Source organism: Melittangium boletus DSM 14713 (assembly GCF_002305855.1).
Lineage (GTDB): Bacteria > Myxococcota > Myxococcia > Myxococcales > Myxococcaceae > Cystobacter > Cystobacter boletus.
Genome location: NZ_CP022163.1, coordinates 3,217,731 through 3,242,730 on the forward strand (window position 1 = coordinate 3,217,731; position 25,000 = coordinate 3,242,730).

Here is a 25,000-nt window from a genome sequence, read left to right on the forward strand (position 1 = left end):
CCCATGCTGGTGTTGCATGCCCTGAAGGAAGCCCTGAGGGCGGATCCCCTCGCGCCGCTGCTCATGGGCCTCAAGCGCAGCCTCAAGGCCGGAGCGGCGCTGCACGCGGGACTGGAGCACATCGCCCCCGGCCCCGTCCGGCAGTTGTCCGGACGCTATGTGCTCTACGCCTGCCTTCAGCTCGACACGGTGGTGGACGCGCTGCCCGACTACACCCGGGCGAGCCTGGTGCACGGCTTCGTGCGCGACTGTGTGGAGCGCACAAGCCCTCGCGCCACCCTGTGGAAACGGGTGCTCACCTGCCGCGAGCTGACCCTGGGCGAGCGGGTGAAGACCCTGCGGGTGTTGCAGAACCTGGACGGGCTCGTGCGAGAGACCGAGGCACGGCTGGACTCGCCCGAGCGGCGGCGCTTCTTCCGCGACACGCTCATGGGGCTCATCTCCGCCGTGGTGGAGGACATGAACCTGGAGGCGCGCGCCCAGGACACCCTGGTGTCGCTCGCGCCCGAGTACCCCGCCATGGGCCTGTCCGGCCAGGAAGTGCTGTGGCTGCTGCAGGGCCGCCCGCTGGAGGACATCCTCTCCTACCGCCCCGTCCTGGGCCTGGGGGAGCAGCTCGCGCGCCTGGAGGACGACGTGCTCGAGGTGTGGAAGGCCTTCCAGGAGACGCCGGACGAGGCCTCCGTGGAGGCGCGCGTGGACCGGCGCAACCTCATCCTGCGCCACGCGAAGAACCTGGGCTGGACGATGCGCGCCTCCCTGGAGGAAGCCTGCCGCGTGTCGGGCGTCGTCGAGCAACGGCTGGAGGAGGAACTCGAGGGCGTGGAGGACAAGGCGCTCGCGCGGGAATTGCGCCGGGTGGTGTCCTTCTTCCCCGCCTATGTGGACATGTTGGTGGGAACCCACCGCGTGCCCGCCCCCGCCAGCGCCTCGTCCCGGCAAGCCCCCGCCGCCCCGGCGCGCAAGGCGGGATAGGCCCAGTTCAGCTGCTCCATCGAGCTGACCCGCCCGCGCGCCCTCAGTCCCGATAGCCGCGCGCCTGGAGGTTGAACAGGTGCGCGTAGCGGCCGCCACGCGCCATCAATTCCGCGTGGCTGCCCAGCTCCTCCACCTGTCCGTCGTGGAGCACGGCGATGCGGTCCGCCATGCGCACCGTGGAGAAGCGGTGTGAAATCACCAGCGCGATGCGGTCCGCCGCCAGTTCCTGGAAGCGCTCGAAGAGGGCGTGCTCGGACTCCGCGTCGATGCTCGCCGTGGGCTCATCCAGGATGAGCACCTCGGCGTCCTCGCGCATGAAGGCCCGCGCCACGCCCAGCTTCTGCCATTGGCCACCACTCAGCTCCAGGCCCTTCTCGAACCAGCCCCCCAGCATCGTGTCGTACTGATTTGGCAGGGTCTCGATGACCCCGCTCGCCCCGCCCTGCTCGGCCGCCCGGACGATGCGCGGCCGGTCCTCCAACGCCGCCACGTGTCCGAGGCCGATGTTCTCCGCCACGTTGAACTGGTAGCGCACGAAGTCCTGGAACACGGCGCCAAAGCGAGAGCGCAAATCCTCCGGATCCATGTCCTTGAGGTTCACGCCGCCGTAGAAGATGTCGCCTTCCGTGGGCTCATACAGGCGCAGCAGCAACTTCACGAGCGTGCTCTTGCCCGCGCCGTTCTCGCCCACCAACGCCAGCTTCTCCCCCGGCTCCAGCCGCAAGGACAGGTGGCGCAGCGCCCAGGCCTCCTTGCCGGGGTAGCGGAAGGACACGTCGCGCAGCTCGATGGCGTTGTTCCGCCCCCGGGGCACCGTCAGGGCCGGGCGCACGCGGGATGCCTCCTGCCCCGTGGGGATGTCGAAATAGGCGAAGAGGTTGCTCATGAAGAGCGCGCCCTCGTACATGCTGCCCACGCTCGAGAGGATGCCCTGGAAGGCCGCCTGTCCCTGCCGGAACACGCCCAGGTAGAGCACCATGTCGCCCACCGTGATGGCGCTCAGCACCGCCCGGCTCGCGACAAAGGCATAGCACCCATAGAACGCCGCGAGCGACACCAGCCCCAATCCCAGACCCCAGCCCATGCGCCGCAGCGCCAGCGCGCGGTCCTCCTGGAAGAACTTCTGGAAGAGCGTGCGGTAGCGGCCGAGCACCAGGTCCCCCAGCCCGAACACCTTCACTTCCTTCACGTGGCTGTCCCGCGTGAGGATCCACTCCAGGTAGTTGAGCTTGCGGCCCTCGGGCGCGCGCCACGAATAGAGCCGGAAGCCCTCCTCCGCCAGCCGCGCCTCGGCGATGAACGCGGGGATGCTCGCGACCACCAGCACCACCACGCTCCAGGGAGACAGCGTCACGAGCAGCACCGCGTACGTGGACAGCGTCACCAGGTTGCGCACGATGGAGAACGCATCCATCACCAGCGCCAGCGGCCGGCTGTTCGCCTCGCGCCGGGCGTTCTGCATCTTGTCGTAGGTGTCCGAGTCCTCGAAGTGCCGCAGCTCCAGCGCCAGGGCCTTGTGCAGGATCCGCTCGTTGAGCAGGTTGCCCAGGTTGGCGCGTCCCAGCTCGCGCACGAGCGTCGACGTGCGCTCCACCAGGGTCGAGCCCGCCATCAGCCCGAACTCCAGCGCCACCAGTTGGAGCACCCGCTTGACGGCCTCGTCACCGCCGCCGCCACTCCTGGCCGCCACCACGCCGTCGACGATCAGCTTGCCCACCCAGGCGATGGCCGCCGGAAACACGGCCGCCATCAACGTCAACACCGCGAGCAGCACGGCGAAGCGGGGACTCGCCTCCCAGAAGAGGCGGAAGGTGCCCGGCAGTTGCCGGAAGAGACTGCCCGCGTTCTTCAACCGGGCCTTGAGCGAGGGGGGCGGCGTCCGAGGAGTAGGAGGAGACACGTTCCCTGTCTAACCCGCCTCTCCGTCATCCGCCTCATGCCCGCCTGTCCTCCAGCCAGACTGGGAGACTATGATGCCGCGCAACCCCTCTTCTTGGAGTGACCTCTCGATGAAGCGCTTCGTCATCGTCTTCGACAACGAGCCCGCGGACTCCGCCCCGTGGATTTCTGGCGCCTGCGCCGCGTCCAAGCTCCACTTCGTGGACAACGACGCCATCACCGAGGTGATGTCCAAGAACAAGGAGGCCCAGAAGGTGCTCCTCGGCGGCGGCCCTCCGGGGGAGAACCCCAAGCTCGCGCCCTTCTATAAGGAAGCGCTCGAGAAGGTGGCCGGGGACAAGCCTCGCGTGGGCGTCTACAGCACCAGCTGGCTGCTCTACCTGGGACAGGCCGATGGCTGCGTGCTCGACTTCGCCGGGCTGGAGGAGCAACGCACGCTGGGCCTCGCCAAGGGCGTGACCCGGAAGCAGGCGGACGACTACGTCGCCACCTACAGCGCCAAACTGCAGGACAAGGCGCGTAAGGCGCTCCCCGCCGAGCGGATCCTCGTGCTGCCCGTCAAGGAGAGCGTGGCGAAGAAGGCGGAGCTCGCCGCCGCGTTCATCAAGAAGCTCGGCTGAGCGCCGGGCGGGGCTGCCTCCCCGGGGCCGTGCTTCCCCCGGGGTGTGAAGCCGTTTCGACGTCACCCCCCCGCCCGGAGGCGGAGGGGCGAGCGGGACGCATCAGGCGCCGACGAGGCTGCGCTGGAACTCGCTCATGTCCCCAATCAGATCCGAGGCGCCCTTGATGACCTGGGCCGTGCCGAGAACGATCTGCAGCGGTCCGGTGATGCTGTTCAGGCCAGGGAACACGCCCGCGACGTCCAGACCGAGCTGACCGGCGGCCAGCGCGATGTTGAGCGCGTCCTTGGGCTCGGCCTGGATGGCGTCCCAGAGATCCTTGGCGCTGCCCACGGCGCTCACGCCGCTGGCGATGTTGCCGAGGATGGGGATCGACTTGAGGCCCGCCCTGGCGGCGAAGCGCGCGGACGCCTCGGTGATCTTGTCCTTGAGCTGCTCGGGCAGCGCGTCGACGAACCGGCCGAACATCCGGGTGAGGTTCTCGATGCCCTGGCTGCCGAAGGGCAGCTCCTGGCCGGCGATGCTGAAGTGCTCGCCCTGGCCCAGCAGCGCGCCGCCCGCCTCGGCGATCTCGCCCATGGCGCCGCCGATGTCGCCGCGGCCCAGCTTCTCCGCCGCCTCGAACAGGTTGGTCGCCGCGCCCGAGTCCACCATGGCCGCGTTGAGATCCCGGTCCGAGAAGAGCCGGCCGATGCTGCCGGGAATCTTGGACAGCGAGTTGAGGAAGGCCTTGGCCGCCTCGGGCGCCGTCTCGACGATGGCCTTGCCCGTGGTGGCGATGCCCGACAGGAAGCCGGGGATGTCGCCGTTCTGGAGGGCGTGGAACGCATCCCCCAGCGCCTTGCCCACGGTCTCGTTGCCGAGGAGGCTCGCCACGGAGGTGAGCGTGTCCCGGGCCCAGTCGGGCACGTGGAGCTTGTCGGCCAGCGCGCCCACCATGCGGCCGCGCAGGTCCGCCGGCACCTCGCCGAGCGCCTGACCCAGGGTGCGCAGCGCGTCGCCCGGCTTGCCCTCGGCGAACTGCTGGCCCGCCTCCATCACGTCGAAGACGGTGCCGCCCAGGGCCGCGATGTCCGCGCCGCTCTGGATGCCGAAGGGGCGCAGCTTGTCCATCACGAAGGAGTTCTGGGCGAGCGCGTTGCCCGCCGCCTCGCGCAGCTTCTCGTTGCCCAGGATCTCCTTGGTGCCCGCGACCAGGTCACCCGACATCATCTTGGTGAACGAGTCGTGGAGCGCCTCGTTCGTCACCAGCTCGTGGACGAAGGCCGGATCCGTGAGCAACGAGCGGGCAATGCCCGTCATGCCCTCGGCCGGGAGCTTTCCGGCCGTCGTGGTGATGGCCTTCTCGATGATGGACGGGGGAATCTTGCCCGCCGCGTCCCGGAGGCTCGACAGGGCGGTCTGGAAGTCACCGGTGCCCAGGGCCTGACCGGCGCGCAGCAGGTCCGGCAGCGCCTGGCCCGCCTGGAGGAGTTCCGACGGGGTGATGCCCAGCTCGGAGATGCTGTTGCGCAGGCCCTCGGGCAGCATGCCGACGACCTTCTGGCCAATCTTGTCGAGCAGCTGCGGCGCCGCCTCGGCCGCCTTGCCCAGGGCCTCGATGCCCTTGGTGGGGTCTCCGCTGGTGAAGGCCTGGACCGCGTCGAACAGGTGCGGAGCCGCCGCGCCCGCCTCGACCAGGTCCTGCGGCGTCAGGCCCGCCTTGCCCAGCAGCTCCTTGACGGCCGGATCGTTGCCCACGGCCGAGAGCGCCGCGTCGCGCGCCGCGTCGTTGCCCAGCAAGCCGCGCAGACCCTCCAGGCGCGTGTCCGCGTTGAAGAGCTTGCCCACCTGGTCGTGCAGGTCGCGGTTCGTCACCACTTCCTTGAGGAAGTTGTCGTTGGTGAGCAGCGACTTCAGCGTGCCCATTTCGTTGGGCAGCTGCTGCGCGAGACCCTTGAGCGCCTGCTGGGTCAGGTCCGGCGCCGCGATGGCCGCCTCCTTCAGGCTGTTGAACGCCTCGCCCCAGTTGCCCTTGCTCGCCGCGTCCGCCGCCGAGTACAGGTGCGGCAGCGCCGGTCCCGCCGAGCGCAGCTGCTCCTCGGTGATGCCCAGCTTGGCGAACTGGTCCTTCACGCCCTGCGGCAGCGCGTCGACCACCTTGTTGCCAATCTTCGCCGCCAGGCCCGGGGCCGCCTCCACCGCGCCCTGGATGGCCTCCAGGCCGCCCTTCACGTCACCGGCCTTGATCTTCTCGAAGGCCTCCAACAGCTTGGGCGCCGCCGCGCCGACCTCCACCAGGTCCTGCGGCGTCAGGCCCACGCGCTCCAGCTGCGCCTTCACCGTCGGGTCATTGCCGATGGCCGTGAGCGCCGCGTCGCGCGCCGAGTCGTTCTCCAGCAGGCCACGCAGACCCTCCAGGCGCGTGTCCGCGTTGAAGAGCTTGCCCACCTGGTCGTGCAGGTCGCGGTTGTTCACCACTTCCTTGAGGAAGTTGTCGTCGGTGAGCAGCGTCTTCACCGCGCCCAGTTCGTTGGGCAGCTGCTGCGCGAGACCCTTCAACGCCTGCTGCGTCAGGTCCGGCGCCGCGATGGCCGCCTCCTTCAGGCTGTTGAACGCCTCGCCCCAGTTGCCCTTGCTCGCCGCGTCCGCCGCCGAGTACAGGTGCGGCAGCGCGGGACCCGCCGAGCGCAGTTGCTGCTCGGTGATGCCCAGCTTGGCGATCTGGTCCTTCACGCCCTGCGGCAGCGCGTCGACCACCTTGTTGCCAATCTTCGCCGCCAGGCCCGGGGCCGCCTCCACCGCGCCCTGGATGGCCTCCAGGCCGCCCTTCACGTCACCGGCCTTGATCTTCTCGAAGGCTTCCAACAGCTTGGGCGCCGCCGCACCGGCCTCCACCAGGTCCTGCGGCGTCAGACCCACGCGCTCCAGCTGCGCCTTCACCGTCGGGTCGTTGCCGATGGCCGTGAGCGCCGCGTCGCGCGCCGAGCCGTTCTCCAGCAGGCCGCGCAGGCCCTCCAGGCGCGTGTCCGCGTTGAAGAGCTTGCCCACCTGGTCGTGCAGGTCGCGGTTGTTCACCACTTCCTTGAGGAAGTTGTCGTTGGTGAGCAGCGACTTCACCGCGCCCAGCTCGTTGGGCAGCTGCTGCGCGAGACCCTTCAACGCCTGCTGCGTCAGGTCCGGCGCCGCGATGGCCGCCTCCTTCAGGCTGTTGAACGCCTCGCCCCAGTTGCCCTTGCTCGCCGCGTCCGCCGCCGAATACAGGTGCGGCAGCGCCGGTCCCGCCGAGCGCAGCTGCTCCTCGGTGATGCCCAGCTTCTGGAACTGGGCCTTCACTTCCTGGGGCAGCGCGTTGACGATCTTCTCGCCGATCTTCGCCGCCAGACCCGGGGCCGCCTCCACCGCGCCCTGGATGGCCTCCAAGCCGCCCTTCACGTCACCGGCCTTGATCTTCTCGATCGCGTCCAGCACGTGGGGCGCCGCGGCTCCCACATCCACCAGGTCCTGCGGCGTCAGGCCCACGCGCTCCAGCTGCGCCTTCACCGTCGGGTCGTTGCCGAGCGCGCCCAGCACCGCGTTGCGTGCCGAGTCATTGGAGACCAGCTCGCGCAGGGCCGTCGTGTCGGCCGGGTTCTGGATGAGCTTGCCGAGTGACGCTTGCAGATCACCATTGGTGACCAGCTCCTTCACCACGGCGTCGTTGGTCAGCAGCGTCCGGGCCGGACCGGCGGGCAGGTTCTGCGCCAGCCCCTTGATGGCCTTCTGGGCCACCTCGGGCGAGGCGAACGCCGCGCTGCGCAGGTGCCCGAGGGCCTCCTCGGGACGGCCCTGCACCACCGACTCCGCCGCCCGCTGTAGGTGGGGCAGCGCCGCCGAGCCCGCCTTCTGCAGGTCCTCGGCCGTCAGGCCCAGCTTGTCCAGGACGTTGCGGTTCTGATCGGCCGTGGGCGCGGGGGTCTGCGCCGTGGCGGTGGTGGAGCCCAGGCGCGCCTGCTGCTGGCTGCGCTGCGCCGACGAGGGCGCCGCGCCCCGGTCGAAGCCGTCCGCCGTCCCCTGGGGCCGCACCTGATTGCGCGCCGGGGTGGCCGGGGTGCCCGCCGCCGTGTTCTGCCGGGTCGGAGCCACGGCCGGCTTGGGCTCGGGCTGCCGCTGGATTTGGGGCTTGGAACCACCGGTCTTGTCGATCGCCATGATGCAACCTCGGGAAAGGACGAGAGCGCCTGGAAGAAGGGCTCGGGAGAAAGGACGGCGAACTGCTGGTGAAGCCGATTATCGGGAATTGAGGATCCGGAGTTGCGTGCCAGACGATCAGTGCTTGTTGTCGAAGGCGATGCCCTTGTTGACCTGCTCGATGGCCTTCTCCGTCAGCTCGATGGCCTGCTTGCGGTGGCCGCCCTTGTCGGACGTGGCCGTCTTGAGCGCGGCGAGCGCGTAGCGCAGGTGGACCAGGGCCTCGCTCATCTTGGGCTGGCTCTCGGCGAGGGCGTGCTGGGAGAAGCCTCCGAGGGCGAAGGCAACGACGGCGACGAGGGCGGTGCGACGCATGGGGAAGCTCCTGGGTGTGGGTGGGAGAAGGCGCCCCGGCATCATGCCCCATGTAGGAACTTCAGTGTTCCAGGCCACCCAACACACCTTGGCGCAGATCTCCGCTCATGGGCCAACGCGGGAAGGGACACTTGGGACGTCCGGGGGACAACAGGCGCGACCGGGGGGATGAGCGGGATCCGGCAAAGCCTTTGCAGAAACAGGCAGCACACTGGAGGGGTGTGCCATGCGTGGTGTGATTACTGGACGTGAGGTGATGGAGAACCTCGGTCTCATCTACCGGGAGTTCGGAGCCTCCTGCCTCCTGCGCTGCCTGTGGGTGCTGGCGCGAGGGCGCAGCACCACCTTCCTCGAGGTGGCGTGCCAGCCGGACCCCAAGGCGGAGCGCTTCACCTAGGACTCGTCCTCGGGTTTCGACGGCGGAGGAGCGCCCCCCCCGTTCTTCTGCACGTACGACACCTGAGGACCCGGGTTGCCCTGGCCCCGGCGGTCCATGGGACGCCCTTGCTCTCCCCCCTGACGTGGAACGTCCCGGCCCCCTCGCGGAGGAGGACGATCGCCCCGGGGAGGACGCTGATCCCTGAAACCCCTCGGCCCACCCGGCCTCGAATCGCGGGGAGGCCCCTGTTGCTCACGGGGCGGTCTCGGCTCGCGAGGCCCCTGCTGAGGCGGCGGCCCGGAGCGCGCATCCGCCCGGGCCTCGCCCCGCCACGGACGCTGGCCCTGTCCCTGTCCCTGGTTCTCGCCCTCCCGGCGGGGAGGACGATCGCCCGGGGGACGATTGCCCGGGGGCCGGCCTCCCGGTGGGAAGTTGTTCCCCTGCGGACGCGGACCCCGGTTGTCGCCGCCACCCCGAGGGCCTCCGGAGAAACGGCGCTCCCGCGAGGCCTCGCCCTGGAAGCGGCCCGTGGGCTCGAAGTCCGGCGTCAGCTCGCGCTTCACGTAGGCGCGCCAGATCTCGAACGCGTCCCCGGAGCGCGCGCGCAGGCTCGGGTCCACCGTCTCGAAGTAGCGGCGCAGGTTCTCCACGTCGCGCTTGAAGAAGAACTCCGCCTGGCTGTTGGCCGCCGCGTCCACCACCTGCGGCAGGTCGATGATGGTGGCGCCCCGGTTGCCCAAGAGGATGTTGAACGCGGACAGGTCGCCGTGGATGAGATCGCAACACAGCATCCGGATGGCCTGGTTGCGCAGGTCGAAGTAGAGCGCCGAGGCCTCTTCCGCCGTGAGCTGCGCTTCCTCCAGACGCGGCGCCGGGTGCCCTTCCAGGTCCAGCACCAGCTCCATGAGGAGCACGCCCTCGTAGAACATCACCGGACGGGGCACGCACACGCCCGCGGCGTGCAGCTTGAACAGCGCCTCCACCTCGGCGGTCTTCCAGGCATCCTCCGCCGCCGCGACCCCGAAGCGGCTGCCCTTCGCGATGGCGCGCGCCGTCCGGCTGTTGCGCACCTGGCGCCCCTCGCGGTAGCCCGAGTTGTTGCGGAAGTTGCGGTGCTCGCGCTCCTTGTAGATCTTGGCCGCGACGACCTCGCCGCCATGACGCACAAGGTACACGTCCGCCTCCTTGCCACTCTTGAGGCGGCCCACGACTTCGTCAATCACACCATCGGTCAGCAGGACTTGGAGCGCTTCGTTCATTCGTTTTCGTGTCGAAGGTCCCCAAGTTCTATCACGCCTTTCCGGGAGTCTCAGCCCACTCCTGCACGAGGTATTTCGCCTGCCTGCCCGAGGGGCCAGGGCAGGGGCCGGGTTCGACCCGCGCCCCCCGGATGTGGTCCCCGCTGCGCCCCCTCCGTACCTCATTCCCCTAGAAAGGAGCGTGGAATGGCTGGGGCGGATGGGCCACGATGGGCAAACACCGTGACCCCCGCCCGGTTCCTCAGCATCGATGATACGTTCTGGCCGCTCCTGGTCATCCGCATGCACGGCTCGCCCACGGACGAGCAGTACCAGGACTACCTCGACATGATGACGCGCTACCTGCGGCGCGGCGAAGCGTACACGTCCATCATCGATATGAGCCAGGCAGGCGTGTCCACGCCCGGGCAGCGCCAACTCCTGGCGGACTGGTGCCGGGAGAACGACCGCCTGCTGCGCGAGCGGCTGTTGGGGACGTCCTTCATCGTGACCTCGGCCCTCCAGCGGCTGCTGGTGAACGTCGTCTTCTACCTCAAGCCGCCCACCCAACCGCATATCGTCGTTGCCCGATGGGAGCAGGCGCTCCCCTGGGCCGCCGACCGGCTCGAGGCGGCGGGCTTCGCGAGGCATGCGGCACAGGTGCGGCGGCATCCCGCGCTGCGCTCGGCCGCCAGCGGTGGCTAGCGGCCCTCAGCCCACGCGCGCCTGGGGCACGGGCGGCGTCTGGTCGCTCGACGGGACATATGGCCAGAGAGGCAGGGGGCCCTTGCCCGCCTCCCGCGACAGGTAGTCCGCGGCGATATTGGCGCTCTCCATGATGGTGAGCAGCCCACTGCCCGGATGCGTGCCACCTCCCACCCAGTACAAGCCCTCCACGTTGGGGCTCTTCACGTGGGGGCGCATGGGCCCCAATTGCATCCAGGTATGGGAGAGGTTGAACACCGCCCCCCGGAAGACATTGAAGTCGTCCCGCCACGTCTCCGCCGTGAAGTAGCGCTCGGCCCGGATGTGCTCCCGTACGCCCTTGAGTCCCACCTTCTCCAGCAGGGAGGGGATGCGCTCGCGCAAGGTGCGCTCGGTGGCGGCCCAGTCCACGTCCCGGGACGTGTTCGGCGTGGGCACCAGGACATACAGCGTGGAATGGCCCTCGGGCGCGCCGCTCCTGTCCGTCACGCAGGGATTGCAGACGTAGAAGGGCGGATCCTCCACGTTCATCGAGCGATCCTCCAGCGCCTCGGCATCCGTGCGCCGCGCGCTGTCCGACAGGTAGATGAGGTGGTGGGGCAGGTCATCCCAGACGCGATCCACGCCGTAGTAGGCCATGAAGGTGCTGCACGAATACTTCGCCCGCCCGAGCGCCTCGTCCGTCAGCCGCGTGCCGGCGCGCGCCTCCGCGGGCACCAGGCGCTGCGCCGCGTAGGGCAGGTCCGCGTTGACCACCACCGCGTCCGCCTCCAGCCGCTCCCCTCCCGCGAGACGCACGCCCACCGCCCGGCCGTACTCCACCAGGACCTGCTCCACCGCGGAGCCCAACCGGAAGGTGGCCCCCAGGTCCTCCGCGCACTTCATCATCCCCCGCGCGAGCGCCCGGAAGCCGCCCTCCACGTGCCACACCCCGAAGGCGAGTTCCAGGTAGGGAATGACGCCGAACACCGAGGAGCAACTGGTGGGGTGCAGCCCCAGGTACTTGGAGGGATAGGCCAGCGCGTAGGTGATGCGGTCGTCGTGGAAGAAGCCATCCAGGTGCGCGTAGAGCGTCTGCCATGGCTTGAAGCGCAGCGTGGGAAACAGCCGCCAGGGCGCGTAGTAGCCGAGGCTGTCCGCCGGCGTCGCCATGAACTTCTCGTACGCGAGCGGGTACTTCTCCCGGCCCTCCGCGAGCCAGCGGCGCAGCGCGGGCGCCTTGTCCGGACCGAACCGGGACAGCTCGCGCTCCATGCGCTCCACGTCCCGCGTGGTGTCCAGGTGCGTGCCATCCCAGAAATGCACCCGGGTGTTGGTGTCCAGCGGCATGAGCTTCACGTAGTCCGCGATGCGCTTGCCCGCGCGCGTGAAGAGGCTCTCGAGCACTCCGGGGAGTTGGAGGATGGAGGGCCCGGTGTCCACGGCGTACTCGCCCGCGTCCCCCAGGGTGAGCCCCTTCATGCGCCCACCGGGCACGGCGTCCTTCTCCACCACCGTGACCTTCAACCCCAGCCCCGCCAGGTTGATGGCCGCCGACAGACCTCCAGGACCCGCGCCCACGACGATGACGTGACGTAGCATGACGCTCCACCTTGCCCGGAAAACGCGGACGATCCAGCACGGTGACCTGGCGAGCGTCAGCGCCTGCCGTCCATCCGACACCTACATCCCCGCCCCCTCCCCAGGTTGACGCGTCGAATCACCGGCTGGTAAGTGTTCACTTAACGCACCCGCCAGGAGGACTCTCCGATGCACGACGCCCTGACTCTCAGTGCGGTCAGCCTGCTCATCGTCCAGTTCATCGTCATCATCGGCCTGTCCCGGCTGCTGGGACGGGGCATGCGGTGGATAGGCCAACCCCTGGTCATCGCCGAGGTGCTCGCGGGCATCCTCCTGGGCCCGTCCCTGCTGGGCTGGATTGCACCCGGAGCGATGGAGACGCTCTTTCCGTCGAGCTCGCTGCCGGTGCTCAAGATGCTCAGCCAGGTGGGCCTCATCCTCTTCATGTTCCTCATCGGACTGGAGCTGGATCCCAAGCTGCTCAAGGGCCGGGGACATGCCTCGGTGGTCATCAGCCACACGAGCATCGTGGTGCCCTTCGCGCTGGGCGCCGGAGCGGCCTACTGGTTCTACCCCCGGCTGAGCGAGCCGTCGGTGCCCTTCTCCTCGTTCGTGCTCTTCATGGGCGTGGCGATGAGCATCACGGCGTTTCCGGTGCTCGCGCGCATCCTCACCGAGCGGCGGCTGATGCAGTCGAAGGTGGGGGCGCTGGCCATCACCTGCGCGGCGGTGGACGACGTGACGGCGTGGTGCCTGCTCGCGTTCGTGGTGTCCATCGTGCGCGCCACGGGCCCCAACCAGGCGGCCATCACCACGCTCATCGCCCTGGGCTATATCGCCTTCATGCTCGGCGTGGTGCGCCCCTTCCTCGCCCGGCTGGGCGCGCGCGTGGCCAGCCGCGAGGGGCTCAACCAGAACGTGGTGGCGCTCACGCTGCTGCTGCTGCTCGCCTCGGCGCTGGCCACGGAGATCATCGGCATCCACGCGCTCTTCGGCGCCTTCCTCTTCGGCTCCATCATCCCCAAGGAGGGAGGGCTGGCCGAGGCGCTGGCGGAGAAGCTGGAGGACGTGGCGGTGGTGCTGCTGCTGCCGCTCTTCTTCGCGTTCAGCGGCCTGCGCACCCAGGTGGGCCTGCTCAACACCCCGGAGAACTGGGCCATGTGCGGCCTCATCATCCTCCTGGCGTGCCTGGGCAAGTTCGGTGGCAGCGCGGTGGCCGCGCGCCTGACAGGCTCGCGCTGGCGCGAGGCGGGCGCCATCGGCATCCTGATGAACACGCGCGGGCTCATGGAGCTCATCGTCCTCAACCTCGGCCTGGACCTGGGCGTCATCTCGCCCACGCTCTTCACCATGATGGTGGTGATGGCGCTCGTCACCACGTTCCTCACCTCGCCGCTCCTGCGCGTCATCTACCCCCCCGAGGAGCTGGCCCTGGAGCGCGCCGTGCCCGTGGCCCCCGTGGCGGATGCCCCCGCGCCCTTCCGGCTGCTCATGTGCGTGTCCCATGGACAGACGGGCACGGGCATGGTGACGCTCGGCCGGGCGCTCACGGGGGGGACCCAGTCCCCCTCGGAGCTCTACGCCCTGCACCTGATTCCTCCGTCCGATCGCGCCTCCTTCCTCCTGCGCCACTCGCCCGACTCCCAGGGCACGCCGCACGGGGATGACAAGCAGGGCCCCATGGCGAACCTGCTCAGCCGGGCGAGCGAGTCGGGCCTCGACGTGCGCCCCCTGTCCTTCATGTCCGCCGAGCCGGGGCTCGACATCTGCCGCACCGCCGAGGCCAAGCAGGCGGACCTCATCGTGCTCGGCTGGCACAAGCCGCTCTTCGGGAAGACGGTGCTCGGCGGCACCGTGCACGAGGTGATGCGCGAGGCGAGCAGCGACGTGGCGGTGCTGGTGGACCGGGGCCTGGAGACGGTGCGCCGGGTGCTGGTGCCCTTCAACGGCAGCCGGCATGATCGGGCGGCGCTGGGGCTCGCGCGGCGCCTGCGCACGTGCGCGGGCGTGGAGGTGACGGTGCTGCATGTGACGTCGCCCGCGCTGCCCCACGGCCGCCCCACCTCGCTCACGCTCGTGCAGGAGCTCTTCCCCGAGTCCTCCGGCGGCGTGCACTTCAAGGTCGTGGCCCATGCCTCGCCCGAGGACGCCGTGCTCGCCGAGGCCTCGTCGGGCGGGTATGACCTGGTGGTGGTGGGCGTGGGCGCGGAGTGGGGCCTGGAGGGCCACCTCTTCGGCCTGCACCGCGAGCGCATCGTGAGCGACTCGAGGCTGTCCCTGCTCGTCGTCCGCCAGCCCCGGCCCGCCGAGGAGCCCGCGCACGCCGCGCAACGCGAGGAGGCGCCCGCGCCCTTGCGGCAGGCGAGCGGCACGCCCTCTTGACGCTCTTCCTCTTGACGCTCCTCGCGTGAGCCCCCATAGGACGACCCCATGCACCTGGGAGCCACCCTCCGGCTGTTGCGAGTGGACGCGGGCCTGAGCCTGCGCGACCTGGCGCGCCGCATCGGCGTGTCCAGCGCCTACCTGAGCCGGGTGGAGAACGGCGTGGACGCCGTGCCCACCCCCGAGCGGCTCGCCGCGATCGCGCGCGAGCTGGACGTGCCCTCCACGCTGCTCATGGACGTGGCGCACCGGCTCAGCCCCTTCGTGGCCCACTACCTGGAGGAAGTGCCCGGCGCGAGCGCGCTCCTGCTCGACCTGGCGCGCAGGCGGCTCACCGCGGAGCAGCTCTCGCGCGTGCGCGCCTTCCTCGACGCCGAGTTCCCCGTGCGCGCGGCGTGGCCGGACGCCCCGGTGCCCGCGCTCGCCCCGGTGCTCGCCCCGGGCCGCATGGTGCTGCGCATGACGTGCGGCGCGCTCGAGGATGCCCTGGACGTGGCGGCCGGACGGCTCGCGGCGGACCTGCCCGGGGTGAGCGCGTCCCGGCTCGTGGCGGAGCTGCGGCGGCGCGAGGCCGAGTCCTCCAATGCCGTGGGCAATGGCGTGGCCGTGCCCCATGCCTACGTGGCGAACACTCCCCCGCTCGCGGCCCTGGTGACGCTCGCGCGGCCCCTCCAGGTGGAGACACCGGACGACGTGCCCTTGCGGATGCTGGTGGTGCTCGTGGGCGGAGAGCGCGGGCCCACCTGGCTCGCGCGGCTCGCGCACGTGGCTCGCCTGGCGAGCCACGGCCTGGCCGAGCGGCTCGCCGACGTGGAGCAGGCCTCCCAGGTCCACGAGCGGCTGGCGGAGCTGGAATCCCCGCGCTGAGCGCTAATGCAGGCAGTGCGCCTCGACGACGTCGATCAACGTGTCCAGGTGGAAGGGCTTGCGCAGGATGGCCTGGATTCCCGCGACGGGGTGGTGCACGCCGCCCACCGACAGCAGGACGATGGGCACCACCCTCAGCGAGCGGCTCTCCCGGATGAACTGGATGAAGCCCTCGCGGTCTCCCTCCTCCAGCAGCTCGTCCAACAGGATGAGCCCCGGCCGATCCATCCATCCCAGGGCACGCAAGGCCCTGCTGGTGCTCGGCGCCGGGACGGAGGTGTACCCTTCATGTTCCAGGGCGGCATGGATGACCGTGCGGACATCCGGGTGCTGCTCCACCACCAGGATGGGACTGGGACATGGGAGCATGGGCACCTCTTTCGTCGGGTAGCGCGCCTCCGACAAAAGCTAGCGACCCGCCGCGAGGGATCAAAGGGACGACAGGACGAAAGAGCCGCACTCCCCGGGGAAAAATCCCGCGTCCCTGTTTCCCCGGGTGAACCGGGGCGCTCCACGCGGCGGCCCATGGGCCGCCACGGTGGCGTAGAGCGTGTCGAGGTGGAACGGTTTGCGCAGCACCGCCCGCGGCCCCGGCTCCAGGGGCTCGTCGTTCGCGGCGAGCAGCACCACGGGCACGCCTTCCTCCTGGAAACGCCGCAGCAGTCGCGCCCGCCCGGCCTCCTCCAACGCTCCGTCCAGCAACACGAGTCCGGGCCGGCCCATCCCCTCCAGCCGCTTCCAGGCCTCGCCCTCGCTCCGCGCGGCCATCACCCGGTACCCCTCGAACTCCAGGGCATCGAGGATCGACGCCAGGACCTCGAGGTGCGACTCGACCAGCAGGATGGGAAGGGCGTGAGCGGGCATGGCGCGGTTCCAGGAGGGCAAGCTAGGGCGCGGCGACCCGGGAGCAAGGGGAGGTGTTGAGCAGCGAACGCTCGAATCCTGGCGCGAGCACGGAGCCCGGCGCATCCCTATCCTGATGGATGCGGACAGAGGCTCTCGCGCCGCGTGTTCTTCCCTCAGTGGGAGCGGTTTGAAACTCGTCCACGCCGGGTCCCGCGTGAGACGGGTGTTGCCTATGAGCCAGCCTCCATCGATACCGCCTGGAGACCGACAGAGCCCCGAGCGGACGGACGGCGGAGAAGTCGATTTCCAGGCCGCCTGGGAGCGGGAGCGCACGGCGCGGCTGCGCGCCGAGGAGGCGCTCGCCCTTGAACGGGCCGCCTCCGCCCACAGACCCGCCGAGGACCAGGAGGAGCGCGAGCGCTTCTTCCGCCTGGCCCCGGACATGTTCTGCGTGGCGGGCATGGACGGCTACTTCCGGCGCATCAACGCCGCCTTCTCCCGCACGCTCGGCTGGAGCGAGGAGGAATTGCTCGACCGGCCCTTCTTCGACCTCGTGCACCCCGAGGACCGCGAGGCCACGCACGCCGAGGTCGCCAAGCTCTCCCGGGGCGTGCCCACGCTGCGCTTCGAGAACCGCTACCGCTGCAAGGACGGCGGCTACAAGTGGTTGGCCTGGGCCACCAGCCCCATCCCCGCGCTGGGGTTGCTCTACGCGGCCGCGCGCGACATCACCGAGCACAAGCGCATGGAGGAGCAGGCGCGCATCCGCGCGGACTTCGAGCAGAAGCTCATCGGCATCGTCTCGCACGATCTGCGCAACCCCCTGGGCGTCATCCTGCTCGGGACCACCCACCTGCTGCGGCGCCAGGACCTGGACCCGAAGGTGCTCGAGATCATCACCCGCATCGCGGCGAGTACCCAGCGCTGCACCCGGCTGGTGCGGGATCTGCTCGACTTCACCCAGGCGCGGCTGGGGATGGGCATCCCCCTCACGCCGCGCGCGTCCGATCTGGAAGCGCTGGTGCGCCAGGGCGTGGAGGAGGTGGGCGCGAGCGCGCCCGGGCGCGAGTTCCGCCTGAGCGCCGAGGGCGACCTCCGGGGGACGTGGGATCCCGACCGGCTCGCGCAGGTGGTCGCCAATCTGCTGTCCAACGCGGCGAAGTACAGCCCCGGGGACACGCCCATCGGCATCACCCTTCGGGGCGAGGAGGCCCAGGTGACGCTCGAGGTGCACAACCAGGGCGACCCCATCCCGGAGCGCCTCCGGGCCCGCCTCTTCGAGCCCATGCAACGGGGAGCGCCCGGCGCCGATACCACCAGCCGCAGCGTGGGGCTCGGACTGTACATCGTCAAACACCTCGTCGAGGCGCACGGAGGCTCGGTCTCGGCGCGCTCCGTCGGAGGCGAGGGCACGCGCTTCACGGTACGGCTGCCACGCGCTCCCCCGCCCGCCTCCTCTCTCGAACCAACGAGGTAGGCAGGCAGCCATCGGGCTGCATAGGATGGAAGGCCGATGGTGATACCGAGCCCCCGCGAGGTCCTTCTCTTCACGTTGGAGGAGCAACGCTATGCGTTGCCCGTGGAGGACGTGCGCGAGTTGGTCCGGGCGGTGCGCCTCACCCCCCTGCCCCAGGCCCCGGACGTGGTGGAGGGGCTGTTCAACCTGCGCGGCGAGCTCATCCCCGTGCTCGATCTGCGCCGGCGCTTCCGGCTGTCGGCCCGGCGGCTGCGGCCCTCGGACCACTTCATCATCGCCCAGGCGGGGCCGCGCCCGGTGGCGCTCCGGGTGGATCGGGCCGAGGGACTGCTGCGGCTGGAGGCGGACACGCTGGACGCCACGCCCCGGCACCTGCCCGGGGTGGGCTACGTGGCGGGCGCCCTCAAACTGCCCGATGGGCTCGTGCTGTTGCACGACCTGCGCACCTTCCTGTCCGAGGCCGAGGCGCTGAAACTCAACGCGGCGCTCGTGAAGGAGGAGTCCTCTCGGTGAGTGATCACTCGCCAGCCTGGCGCCATCCGGGCTACGTGGCGGTGCTCGACCTGGTCTCCGCGCGCGCCGGACTGCTGCCCCCCAGCTGCCCTCCCGCCGCCATGGAGGGCATCGACCGGGCCATGGCCCGCGCGGGACTGGCCAACGACTTCGCCACCTACCTGGCGAAGCTCGAGCAGGACGCGTCCGCGTTCGATGACCTCATGGTGGAGCTGACCGTGGGGGAGACGTACTTCTTCCGCAACCCCGAGCACTTCGACTTCGTGCGCCAGGAAGTGCTGCCGGACCTGGAGACGCGCCGGGGCCCGGAGCACACGGTGCGCGGCTGGAGCGCGGGGTGCGCCTCGGGCGAGGAGCCCTACTCGCTCGCGGTGCTGCTCATGAAGGAGGGCTACGGCTCGCGCATGCAGGTGCGGGGCACGGACGTGTCGCGCGCGGCGCTCTCTCGCTGCGAGGTGGCCAGCTACGGCGAGTGGTCCCTGCGCGGCCCCTGGACGGAGCAGATGCGGCCCTACCTGCGCGCCCAGGGCAAGCGCTACACGCTCGCCCCCGAGGTGCGCGACCACGTGCGCTTCGGCTACCTGAACCTCGCGGAGAACACCTGGCCGTCCCATGCCCAGGGCATCTGGAGCATGGACATCATCTTCTGCCGCAACGTCCTCATCTACTTCAACCGCCCCACCATCGAGGAGGTGGCCCGGCGGCTGTACGCCTCGCTCGCCGAGGGCGGCTTCCTCATCACCGGCCCGTCGGACCCCCCGCTCATGGGGCTCGCGCCCTTCGAGACGCTCGTCACCGAGTGGGGCATCGTCTACCACCGGCCCGACGCGGACCGGCCCCTGCAACGCCCGGTGTTCCACTCCCCCGTCCAGGTGGTTCCCCCCTCGGTCCCGGCACCAGCCCCGCCGCCTCCGCTGCCGCCACCCCCTCCGCCTCCGCTGCCGCCACCCCCGCCGCCTCCGCTCCCGCCACCCCCTCCGCCGCCCCTCGAGTCCGCGCGCGCCGAGCCCCCCGCGCCCACCGGACATGGACTGGAGGAGGCCCAGGGTGCCCTCGCCCGCGGCGACTGGCGCGAGGCGGCGCGGCTGGCCAGCGCCCTGCCCGAGGATCCCCACGCCGTGGCGGTGGCCATCCGCGCCCTGGCCAACTTCGACGCGCCGGCCGCCCTGCGCGCCTGTGGCGAGGCCAGCACGCGCCATCCGCTCGCCGTGGAGCCGCGCTACCTGGAGTCCGTGGTGTTGCTGGGACTCGGCCGCTTGAGCGAGTCCGAGCGCGCCGCGCGCCAGGCGCTCTACCTCGAACCGGGCCTGGCCGTGGCGCACCTGCTGCTCGGCCACGTCCTGAGGCGCCAGGGGGACCTGGCCGGCGCCCGGCGCTCCTTCACCACCGCGGCCACCCTGTGCGCCACGCTGCCCCCCGAGGAGCCCGTGCCCCTGGCCGACGGTGAGCGCGCGGACCGGTTGGTGAAGGTGGCTCGCGAGGAACTCGAACGGTTGGAAGCCTCCCTGGAGGGTGACTGATGGCGGGTGACGAGGACATGAAGGAGGGGGGACTGGACTGGGCCGCGGCCTACCGGCGGCTGGACCGGCTCGCGGCCGCCACGGACGCGGCCGCCACGACCGACCCCGAGCAGGAGCGGGAGGTGATGGACGAGCGCGCGCGCCGGCTCGCCCGGACCGTCAGCGCTCGGGCCACGCCCGGCCACCTGCTGGAGCTCGTCCACTTCCACGCGGGCGAGCAGGACTACGCGCTGGAGACGCGCTTCGTGCGCGAGGTGCTGCGCAGCTCCGAGCAGCGCGTCACCCTGCCGGGCGCGCCCGAGCAGCTGCGCGGCGTGGTGCTGCTGCACGGCGAGGTGCTGGCGGTGGTGGAGCTCTCGCCGCTGTTCGGCCGGCCCGCGCCCACCCATCACGGACCGGTGCTGGTGGTGGGGCAGGGCCGCGCGGAGCTGGGCCTGCGCGCCGATCGGGTGGAGGAGGTGCTCAGCGTCTCGCGCGACGCGCTCCTGCCACCGCCGCCCGCGCTCGGTGCCCAGGAGCGCACACTCGTGGCGGGCCTCACCCGGGAGGGAATCATCGTGCTGGAGGGCGAGGCCCTCTTGAGGGATGGTCGACTCTTCTTCGACCTCTCCGAGGAAAGGGTTTCATGAGTATCGGCAAGAAGATCGCCATGGGCTTTGGCCTATCCTTGGCCGTGCTGCTCATCGTGGCCTTCGTGGCCTACCAGGGCGCGCAGCAGCTCGAGCAGACGACGGCCCAGCTCTTCGAGAGCCGGGAGCAGGCGAGACTCATGAGGGAGATCCGCTCGAGCCTCGTGGACACCGAGACGGGACAGCGCGGATTCATACTCACCGGCGAGGCGGGCTACCTGGAGCCCTATAATGATGCGCGCAAGGAACTGAACGCGAACATCGAGGCCCTGCGCAAGTACCTCTCGGACGAGCCCAACCAGGCGGCCCGGCTCACCCAGGTCGAGCCCATGGTGCGCGCCAAACTCGAGGAGCTGGCCGAGACCATCCGCTTGCGCCAGGCGGGACAGGTGGACACGGCGCTCACGCTCGTGCGCTCCGGCCAGGGCAAGAAGGAGATGGACAGGATCCGCGAGGTGCTCGACGAGATGCTGCGCATCGAGGAGCAGCGCTGGACGGATAACGAACGCGAGGCACGCGAGAGCGCCCAGGCCAGCAAGCTGGTGCTCGGCCTGGGGACACTCGTGGGCCTGCTCATCGTCAGCCTGGGCAGCATGCGCATCACCCGCGGCATCACCGGCCCCATGGACAAGCTGGTGACGGGCGCGGATCAGATCGGCCGGGGCAACTTCGCCCACCGCATCGACGTGGTGAACGACGACGAGACGGGAGAGCTCGCCGCCGCCTTCAACGCCATGGCCGAGCGGCGCCAGCAAGCCGAGGCTCAGCTGGCCAAGCAAGCCCAGGAGCGCGAGCACACGCTGCGGACCGTGGCCGAGTTCGTCAATCAGCTCGCGGGCACCACGTCGGAAATCCTGGTGAGCACCACCCAGCAGGTGGCCGGCGCCCAGGAGCAGGGCAGCGCCGTGGCCCAGACGGTGAGCACCATCGAGCAGATCGCCCAGACGTCCGACGAGGCGGCGGGCCGGGCGCGGGCGGTGAGCGAGTCGGCGCGCCACTCCGAGGAGGTGGGCAAGAGCGGCCGGCGCGCGGTGGACGAGGCCATCGGCTCCATGAGCACCGTGCGCGAGCAGGTGGAGTCCATCGCCTCGCGCATTCTCGCCCTGGCCGAGCAGGCCCAGGCCATCGGCGACATCATCACCACCGTCAATGACATCTCCGAGCAGACGCACATGCTCGCGCTCAACGCCTCCATCGAGGCGAGCCGCGCTGGAGAGCACGGCCGGGGCTTCGCCGTGGTGGCCGCCGAGGTGAAGGCGCTCGCGGACCAGTCCAAGAAGGCCACCGCCCAGGTGCGGCAGATATTGGGGCAGATTCAAAAGGCCACCCAGGGCGCGGTGATGACCACGGAGGAGGGCACCAAGAGCGTGAGCGCGGCCACGCGCGTGGTGACGCAGGCGGGCGGCACCATCCAGACGCTCGGCGACCTGCTCAGCCAGGCGTCGCTCACCGCGGCGCAGATCTCCGCCTCCGCGAGCCAGCAGGCCACGGGCATCGGGCAGATCCGCCAGGCGATGCGGGACGTGAGCCAGGCCACCCAGCAGACGCTCACCAGCACCCGGCAGACCGAGAAGGCCATGCAGGACCTCAATGGCATGGGCCAGAAGCTCAAGACGCTCCTGAGCGAGTACGGGCGCGTGGCGTGACGATGGACCGGGACCGGCTCGCCCAGGCGCTGATGGCCACGTTCCTCGAGGAGCTCGAGGGACACGTGGCCGCGCTCAACCGCGACCTGCTCGCGCTGGAGAAGGCCCCCTCCCCCCTGCGCGCGGGCGAGCTGATGCACTCGCTGCTGCGCACGGTGCACAGCGTGAAGGGCGCCTCGCGCGCGGTGAGCGTGGGCCTCATCGAGGAGGCGTGCCACCGGTTGGAGGAAGTGCTCACCGTGGTGGAGCGGCAGGGCACCTCCCGCGCGGACCTCATGGAGCTGTGCTTCACCGCCGCGGACGCGCTGGACGACGCGGGGCGGCGGCTCGCGCGCAAGGAGGACTTGAAGGGCTCTCCCCTGGAGGAGCTGCTGCCCCGGCTGGAGGAAGCGGCCCGCGCCCCCGTGTCGCCCCCTCCGGGCAAGCGCCCCGCCAAACCCGCCCCCGCGCCGCCCGTCTCCTCCGCCCCCCCCACCGAGACCCCGGCGCCCGCCGCCCCCGTGCCGGCCACGCTCACCGAGGGGCTTCCGGTGCGCGTGTCCGCGCAGAAGCTGGACGCCCTGCTCGCGCGCAGCGGCGAGTTGCGCGTGGCGGGCCTGCGCATGGAGGGGCGGGTGGAGCTGCTGGAGGCGGTGAACGAGGAGCTGTCCCAGCTCCGCCAGCGGATGACGGGCCCGGAAGCGCTGGTGGCGCGGCGGCTGGAGACGCGTCTGGCGCAGCTCGGCCGGGCGCTCGCGGCGGATCGCCGCACGCTCCTGCAGGCCGCGGGAGGACTGGATGAAGAGGTCCGGCGCGCGCGCACCCTGCCCTTCGCCGAGGGCTGCGCCGGCATGGAGCGCAACGCGAGGGACCTGGCGCGCGCGGCGGGCAAGCAGGTGCGGCTGGAGGTGCACGGCGGCGCGCTGGAGTTGGATCGCTCGCTCCTGCAGGGCCTGCGCGAACCCCTGCTGCACCTGATGCGCAACGCCGTGTCGCATGGCGTGGAGACGCCCGAGGCGCGCCGTGACGCGGGCAAGCCCGAGGAGGGCCGGGTGTCGTTGTCGGCCCGGCTGCGCGGGGGCCGCGTGCAGGTGGTGGTGGAGGATGACGGGCGGGGGCTGAACCTGGAGGCCATCCGCACGAAGGCGCGCGAGCGCGGGCTGCCCGTGCTGGACGACGCGGGGGACGCGCGGCTCATCTTCATGTCGGGCCTGTCCACGGCCGGCTCGGTGACGTCGGTCTCCGGCCGGGGGGTGGGGCTGGACGTGGTGCGCTCGCAGGTGGAGGCGATGCGCGGCAGCGTGGACGTGTCCTTCCAGCCGGGCCACGGCACGCGCTTCGTGCTGGACGTGCCCCTCACCTTGAGCACCCTGCGCGTCCTGCTGGTGACGGTGACGGGACAGACCTTCGCGGTGGCGGGCGAGAGCGTGGAGCGCCTGGTGCGGCTGGAGCCCGGGGACGTGCGGCGGGTGGAGGGCCGGCAGTTGTGGGCCGGACCCGACGCCCTCGTCCCCCTGGCCACGCTCGCCGAGGTGCTCGGCCTGCCCCAGAGCACCCCCCGTCCCCACCCGAGCGCCCTGCTGCTGGCCGCGGGCGAGCTGCACGCCGTGCTGGGCGTGGACGAGGTGGTGGCCGAGCAGGAGGTGCTCATCCGGGGCCTGGGCGCGCGCATCCGCCGGGCCCGCCACGTCTCGGGCATCGCCGTGCTGCCGGATGGGCGCGTGGCCCCCCTGCTCAACGCCCCCTCGCTGGTGCGCGCCGCCGAGGGCCGCACCGCCGCCGCGGGCCTCTTCCCCGCCCCCGTGGCCCCGTCCGCCCGCCGGCGCGTGCTGCTCGCCGACGACTCGATGACCACCCGGGCCCTGGAGCAGAGCATCCTGGAGGCCGCGGGCTACCAGGTCCTCGTGTGCTCGGATGGACAGGAGGCGTGGGAGCGGTTGCAGCGCGAGGGCGCCGATGTGCTCGTCTCCGACGTGGAGATGCCGCGCATGGACGGCTTCACCCTCACCGAGGCGGTGCGCGGCTCTCCGCGCTTTGGCCGCCTGCCCGTGGTACTCGTCACCGCGCGCTCCACGCCCGAGGACAAGGCGCGTGGACTCCAGGTGGGCGCCAGCGCCTACCTGGTCAAGAGCGCCTTCGATCAGACCCACCTGCTGGAGACGTTGAGGCAGCTGCTATGAAGTCCGACAAGCTCCGTGTCGTCGTCGCCGAAGACTCCCCCACCGCCCGCCGTCTGCTGGTGGAAATCCTGCGCGCGGACCCCACCTTCGAGGTGGTGGGCGAGGCGAAGGATGGCGTGGAGGCCCTGGACCTGACCCGGCGCCTGCGCCCCCACCTGGTCACCATGGACATCCAGATGCCGAACATGGATGGCCTGGAGGCCACCAAGCGCATCATGACGGAGGTGCCCACCCCCGTGGTGGTGGTGAGCACGCTCGTGGAGCGCGACATCCAGACGTCCATGACGGCCCTGCGCTCCGGGGCGCTCGCGGTCTTGCAGAAGCTCGTGGGCCCGCAGGCCCCGGACTTCGAGGACGAGGCGCGGCGCCTGCGCGACACGGTGAAGGCCATGGCCGAGGTGAAGGTCATCCGCCACTGGCCCTCGCGCGATGGCGCGCCCACCGTGCGCGCCCCCGTGTCCATCTCGCGCCGCACCAAGCCCGAGGTGCTCGTCATCGCCGCCTCCACGGGAGGCCCCGCCGCGCTGCACCGCATCCTCGTGGATCTCCCCGCCGACTACCCCCTGCCCATCCTGGTCGTGCAGCACATCGCCCTGGGCTTCGCCAAGGGCATGGCCACCTGGTTGAACAGCGTCTGTTCACTGGAGGTCAAGGTCGCCGAGGATGGCGAGCCGCTGCGCCCGGGCGTCGTCTACATCGCGCCGGATGATCGCCACCTGGGCGTGCGGCCGGACAGGCACGTGGAGGTCACCAACGCGGCGCCCGTGGGAGGCTTCCGGCCCTCGGGCACCTGGCTGTTCCGCTCGGCCGCCCGCGTCTTCGGCTCGGCCACCACCGCCATCGTCCTCACCGGGATGGGACAGGACGGCCTGGATGGTTTGCGGGAGGTCCACGAAATTGGCGGGTGGGTGATGGCCCAGGACGAGGCCACCAGCGTGGTGTACGGCATGCCCGGCGTGGCGGTGTCGGCGGGACTGACGGACGAGGTGCTCGCCCTGGGCGACTTCGCCCGCCGCTTCCGCGAGCTCGCGGGACTGGAATCCCGGGGGGGATGATTT

Annotated in this window: 20 protein-coding genes; 13 read left to right on the plus strand and 7 right to left on the minus strand. The window is 70.8% G+C overall.

Annotated elements, in window-relative coordinates:
• The first annotated feature begins 3 nt into the window (after positions 1 to 3).
• The gene (locus tag MEBOL_RS13435; RefSeq protein WP_095977804.1) at positions 4 to 975 is read left to right on the plus strand and encodes a hypothetical protein; all 972 of its coding nucleotides are present in this window, start codon (positions 4 to 6) and stop codon (positions 973 to 975) included.
• Positions 976 to 1,018: 43 nt separating this feature from the next.
• Here the strand turns inward: MEBOL_RS13435 and MEBOL_RS13440 are convergent, their stop codons facing one another.
• Positions 1,019 to 2,878 (minus strand): ABC transporter ATP-binding protein, encoded by a 1,860-nt coding sequence (locus tag MEBOL_RS13440; RefSeq protein WP_095977805.1) that lies wholly within the window; start codon positions 2,876 to 2,878, stop codon positions 1,019 to 1,021.
• Between the two features lie 109 nt (positions 2,879 to 2,987).
• Here MEBOL_RS13440 and MEBOL_RS13445 point away from each other — a divergent pair, with 109 nt between their 5' ends.
• Positions 2,988 to 3,497: a hypothetical protein gene (locus tag MEBOL_RS13445; protein WP_095977806.1), complete on the plus strand. Its 510-nt coding sequence runs from the start codon at positions 2,988 to 2,990 to the stop codon at positions 3,495 to 3,497.
• A gap of 102 nt (positions 3,498 to 3,599) precedes the next feature.
• Here the strand turns inward: MEBOL_RS13445 and MEBOL_RS13450 are convergent, their stop codons facing one another.
• Both MEBOL_RS13450 and MEBOL_RS13455 read right to left on the minus strand, forming a co-directional pair.
• Positions 3,600 to 7,667 (minus strand): RAD23 family protein, encoded by a 4,068-nt coding sequence (locus MEBOL_RS13450; RefSeq protein ID WP_095977807.1) that lies wholly within the window; start codon positions 7,665 to 7,667, stop codon positions 3,600 to 3,602.
• Between the two features lie 117 nt (positions 7,668 to 7,784).
• Positions 7,785 to 8,021, minus strand: a complete 237-nt coding sequence (locus MEBOL_RS13455) for a hypothetical protein (protein WP_095977808.1) — start codon at positions 8,019 to 8,021, stop codon at positions 7,785 to 7,787.
• Between the two features lie 226 nt (positions 8,022 to 8,247).
• Here MEBOL_RS13455 and MEBOL_RS41840 point away from each other — a divergent pair, with 226 nt between their 5' ends.
• A complete protein-coding gene (locus tag MEBOL_RS41840; protein ID WP_170115499.1) occupies positions 8,248 to 8,418 on the plus strand; it encodes a hypothetical protein in 171 nt (56 codons plus the stop codon).
• Here MEBOL_RS41840 and MEBOL_RS13460 read toward each other — a convergent pair.
• Entirely contained in the window at positions 8,415 to 9,659 is a 1,245-nt protein-coding gene (locus MEBOL_RS13460; RefSeq protein WP_095977809.1) for an RIO1 family regulatory kinase/ATPase domain-containing protein, read from the minus strand. The two genes, MEBOL_RS41840 and MEBOL_RS13460, sit on opposite strands and share 4 nt — an antisense overlap.
• Positions 9,660 to 9,881: 222 nt before the next feature.
• Between MEBOL_RS13460 and MEBOL_RS13465 the strand changes: the two genes are divergently transcribed.
• Positions 9,882 to 10,343 (plus strand): hypothetical protein, encoded by a 462-nt coding sequence (locus MEBOL_RS13465; protein WP_095977810.1) that lies wholly within the window; start codon positions 9,882 to 9,884, stop codon positions 10,341 to 10,343.
• Positions 10,344 to 10,349: 6 nt separating this feature from the next.
• Here MEBOL_RS13465 and MEBOL_RS13470 read toward each other — a convergent pair whose 3' ends face one another.
• Positions 10,350 to 11,924 (minus strand): phytoene desaturase family protein, encoded by a 1,575-nt coding sequence (locus tag MEBOL_RS13470; protein WP_095977811.1) that lies wholly within the window; start codon positions 11,922 to 11,924, stop codon positions 10,350 to 10,352.
• A 168-nt stretch (positions 11,925 to 12,092) separates the two neighbouring features.
• Between MEBOL_RS13470 and MEBOL_RS13475 the strand changes: the two genes are divergently transcribed.
• Both MEBOL_RS13475 and MEBOL_RS13480 read left to right on the plus strand, forming a co-directional pair.
• Complete coding sequence (locus MEBOL_RS13475; RefSeq protein ID WP_170115500.1) at positions 12,093 to 14,285, plus strand: cation:proton antiporter domain-containing protein; 2,193 nt, start codon at positions 12,093 to 12,095, stop codon at positions 14,283 to 14,285.
• Positions 14,286 to 14,333: 48 nt separating this feature from the next.
• Positions 14,334 to 15,152 carry a helix-turn-helix domain-containing protein gene (locus MEBOL_RS13480; protein WP_095977812.1) on the plus strand — a complete coding sequence of 273 codons (819 nt, stop codon included), beginning with the start codon at positions 14,334 to 14,336 and terminating at the stop codon, positions 15,150 to 15,152.
• A gap of 3 nt (positions 15,153 to 15,155) precedes the next feature.
• Here the strand turns inward: MEBOL_RS13480 and MEBOL_RS13485 are convergent, their stop codons facing one another.
• Complete coding sequence (locus MEBOL_RS13485; RefSeq protein ID WP_095977813.1) at positions 15,156 to 15,521, minus strand: response regulator; 366 nt, start codon at positions 15,519 to 15,521, stop codon at positions 15,156 to 15,158.
• A gap of 60 nt (positions 15,522 to 15,581) precedes the next feature.
• Positions 15,582 to 16,016 (minus strand): response regulator transcription factor, encoded by a 435-nt coding sequence (locus tag MEBOL_RS41095; RefSeq protein ID WP_157774931.1) that lies wholly within the window; start codon positions 16,014 to 16,016, stop codon positions 15,582 to 15,584.
• A gap of 214 nt (positions 16,017 to 16,230) precedes the next feature.
• On the opposite strand from MEBOL_RS41095, the gene MEBOL_RS13495 reads away from it, so the two are divergent.
• From MEBOL_RS13495 to cheB, 7 genes are read left to right on the plus strand one after another with little or no spacing between them, the layout of a single operon-like run.
• Positions 16,231 to 17,475 (plus strand): PAS domain-containing sensor histidine kinase, encoded by a 1,245-nt coding sequence (locus MEBOL_RS13495; protein ID WP_170115501.1) that lies wholly within the window; start codon positions 16,231 to 16,233, stop codon positions 17,473 to 17,475.
• A gap of 36 nt (positions 17,476 to 17,511) precedes the next feature.
• Positions 17,512 to 17,988 carry a chemotaxis protein CheW gene (locus tag MEBOL_RS13500; RefSeq protein WP_179956412.1) on the plus strand — a complete coding sequence of 159 codons (477 nt, stop codon included), beginning with the start codon at positions 17,512 to 17,514 and terminating at the stop codon, positions 17,986 to 17,988.
• Entirely contained in the window at positions 17,985 to 19,508 is a 1,524-nt protein-coding gene (locus tag MEBOL_RS43620) for a CheR family methyltransferase (RefSeq protein ID WP_218920898.1), read from the plus strand. The genes MEBOL_RS13500 and MEBOL_RS43620 overlap by 4 nt, the downstream gene beginning before the upstream one ends.
• Positions 19,508 to 20,137, plus strand: a complete 630-nt coding sequence (locus tag MEBOL_RS13510; RefSeq protein ID WP_095977815.1) for a chemotaxis protein CheW — start codon at positions 19,508 to 19,510, stop codon at positions 20,135 to 20,137. Before MEBOL_RS43620 ends, MEBOL_RS13510 begins: the two co-directional genes overlap by 1 nt.
• On the plus strand, positions 20,134 to 21,783 hold the full coding sequence (locus tag MEBOL_RS13515; RefSeq protein WP_095977816.1) for a methyl-accepting chemotaxis protein: 1,650 nt from the start codon (positions 20,134 to 20,136) through the stop codon (positions 21,781 to 21,783). The genes MEBOL_RS13510 and MEBOL_RS13515 overlap by 4 nt, the downstream gene beginning before the upstream one ends.
• 2 nt (positions 21,784 to 21,785) lie before the next feature.
• On the plus strand, positions 21,786 to 23,942 hold the full coding sequence (locus tag MEBOL_RS13520) for a hybrid sensor histidine kinase/response regulator (RefSeq protein ID WP_095977817.1): 2,157 nt from the start codon (positions 21,786 to 21,788) through the stop codon (positions 23,940 to 23,942).
• A complete protein-coding gene (gene cheB / locus MEBOL_RS13525) occupies positions 23,939 to 24,997 on the plus strand; it encodes a chemotaxis-specific protein-glutamate methyltransferase CheB (RefSeq protein WP_095977818.1) in 1,059 nt (352 codons plus the stop codon). The genes MEBOL_RS13520 and cheB overlap by 4 nt, the downstream gene beginning before the upstream one ends.
• The last annotated feature ends 3 nt before the right edge of the window (positions 24,998 to 25,000 follow it).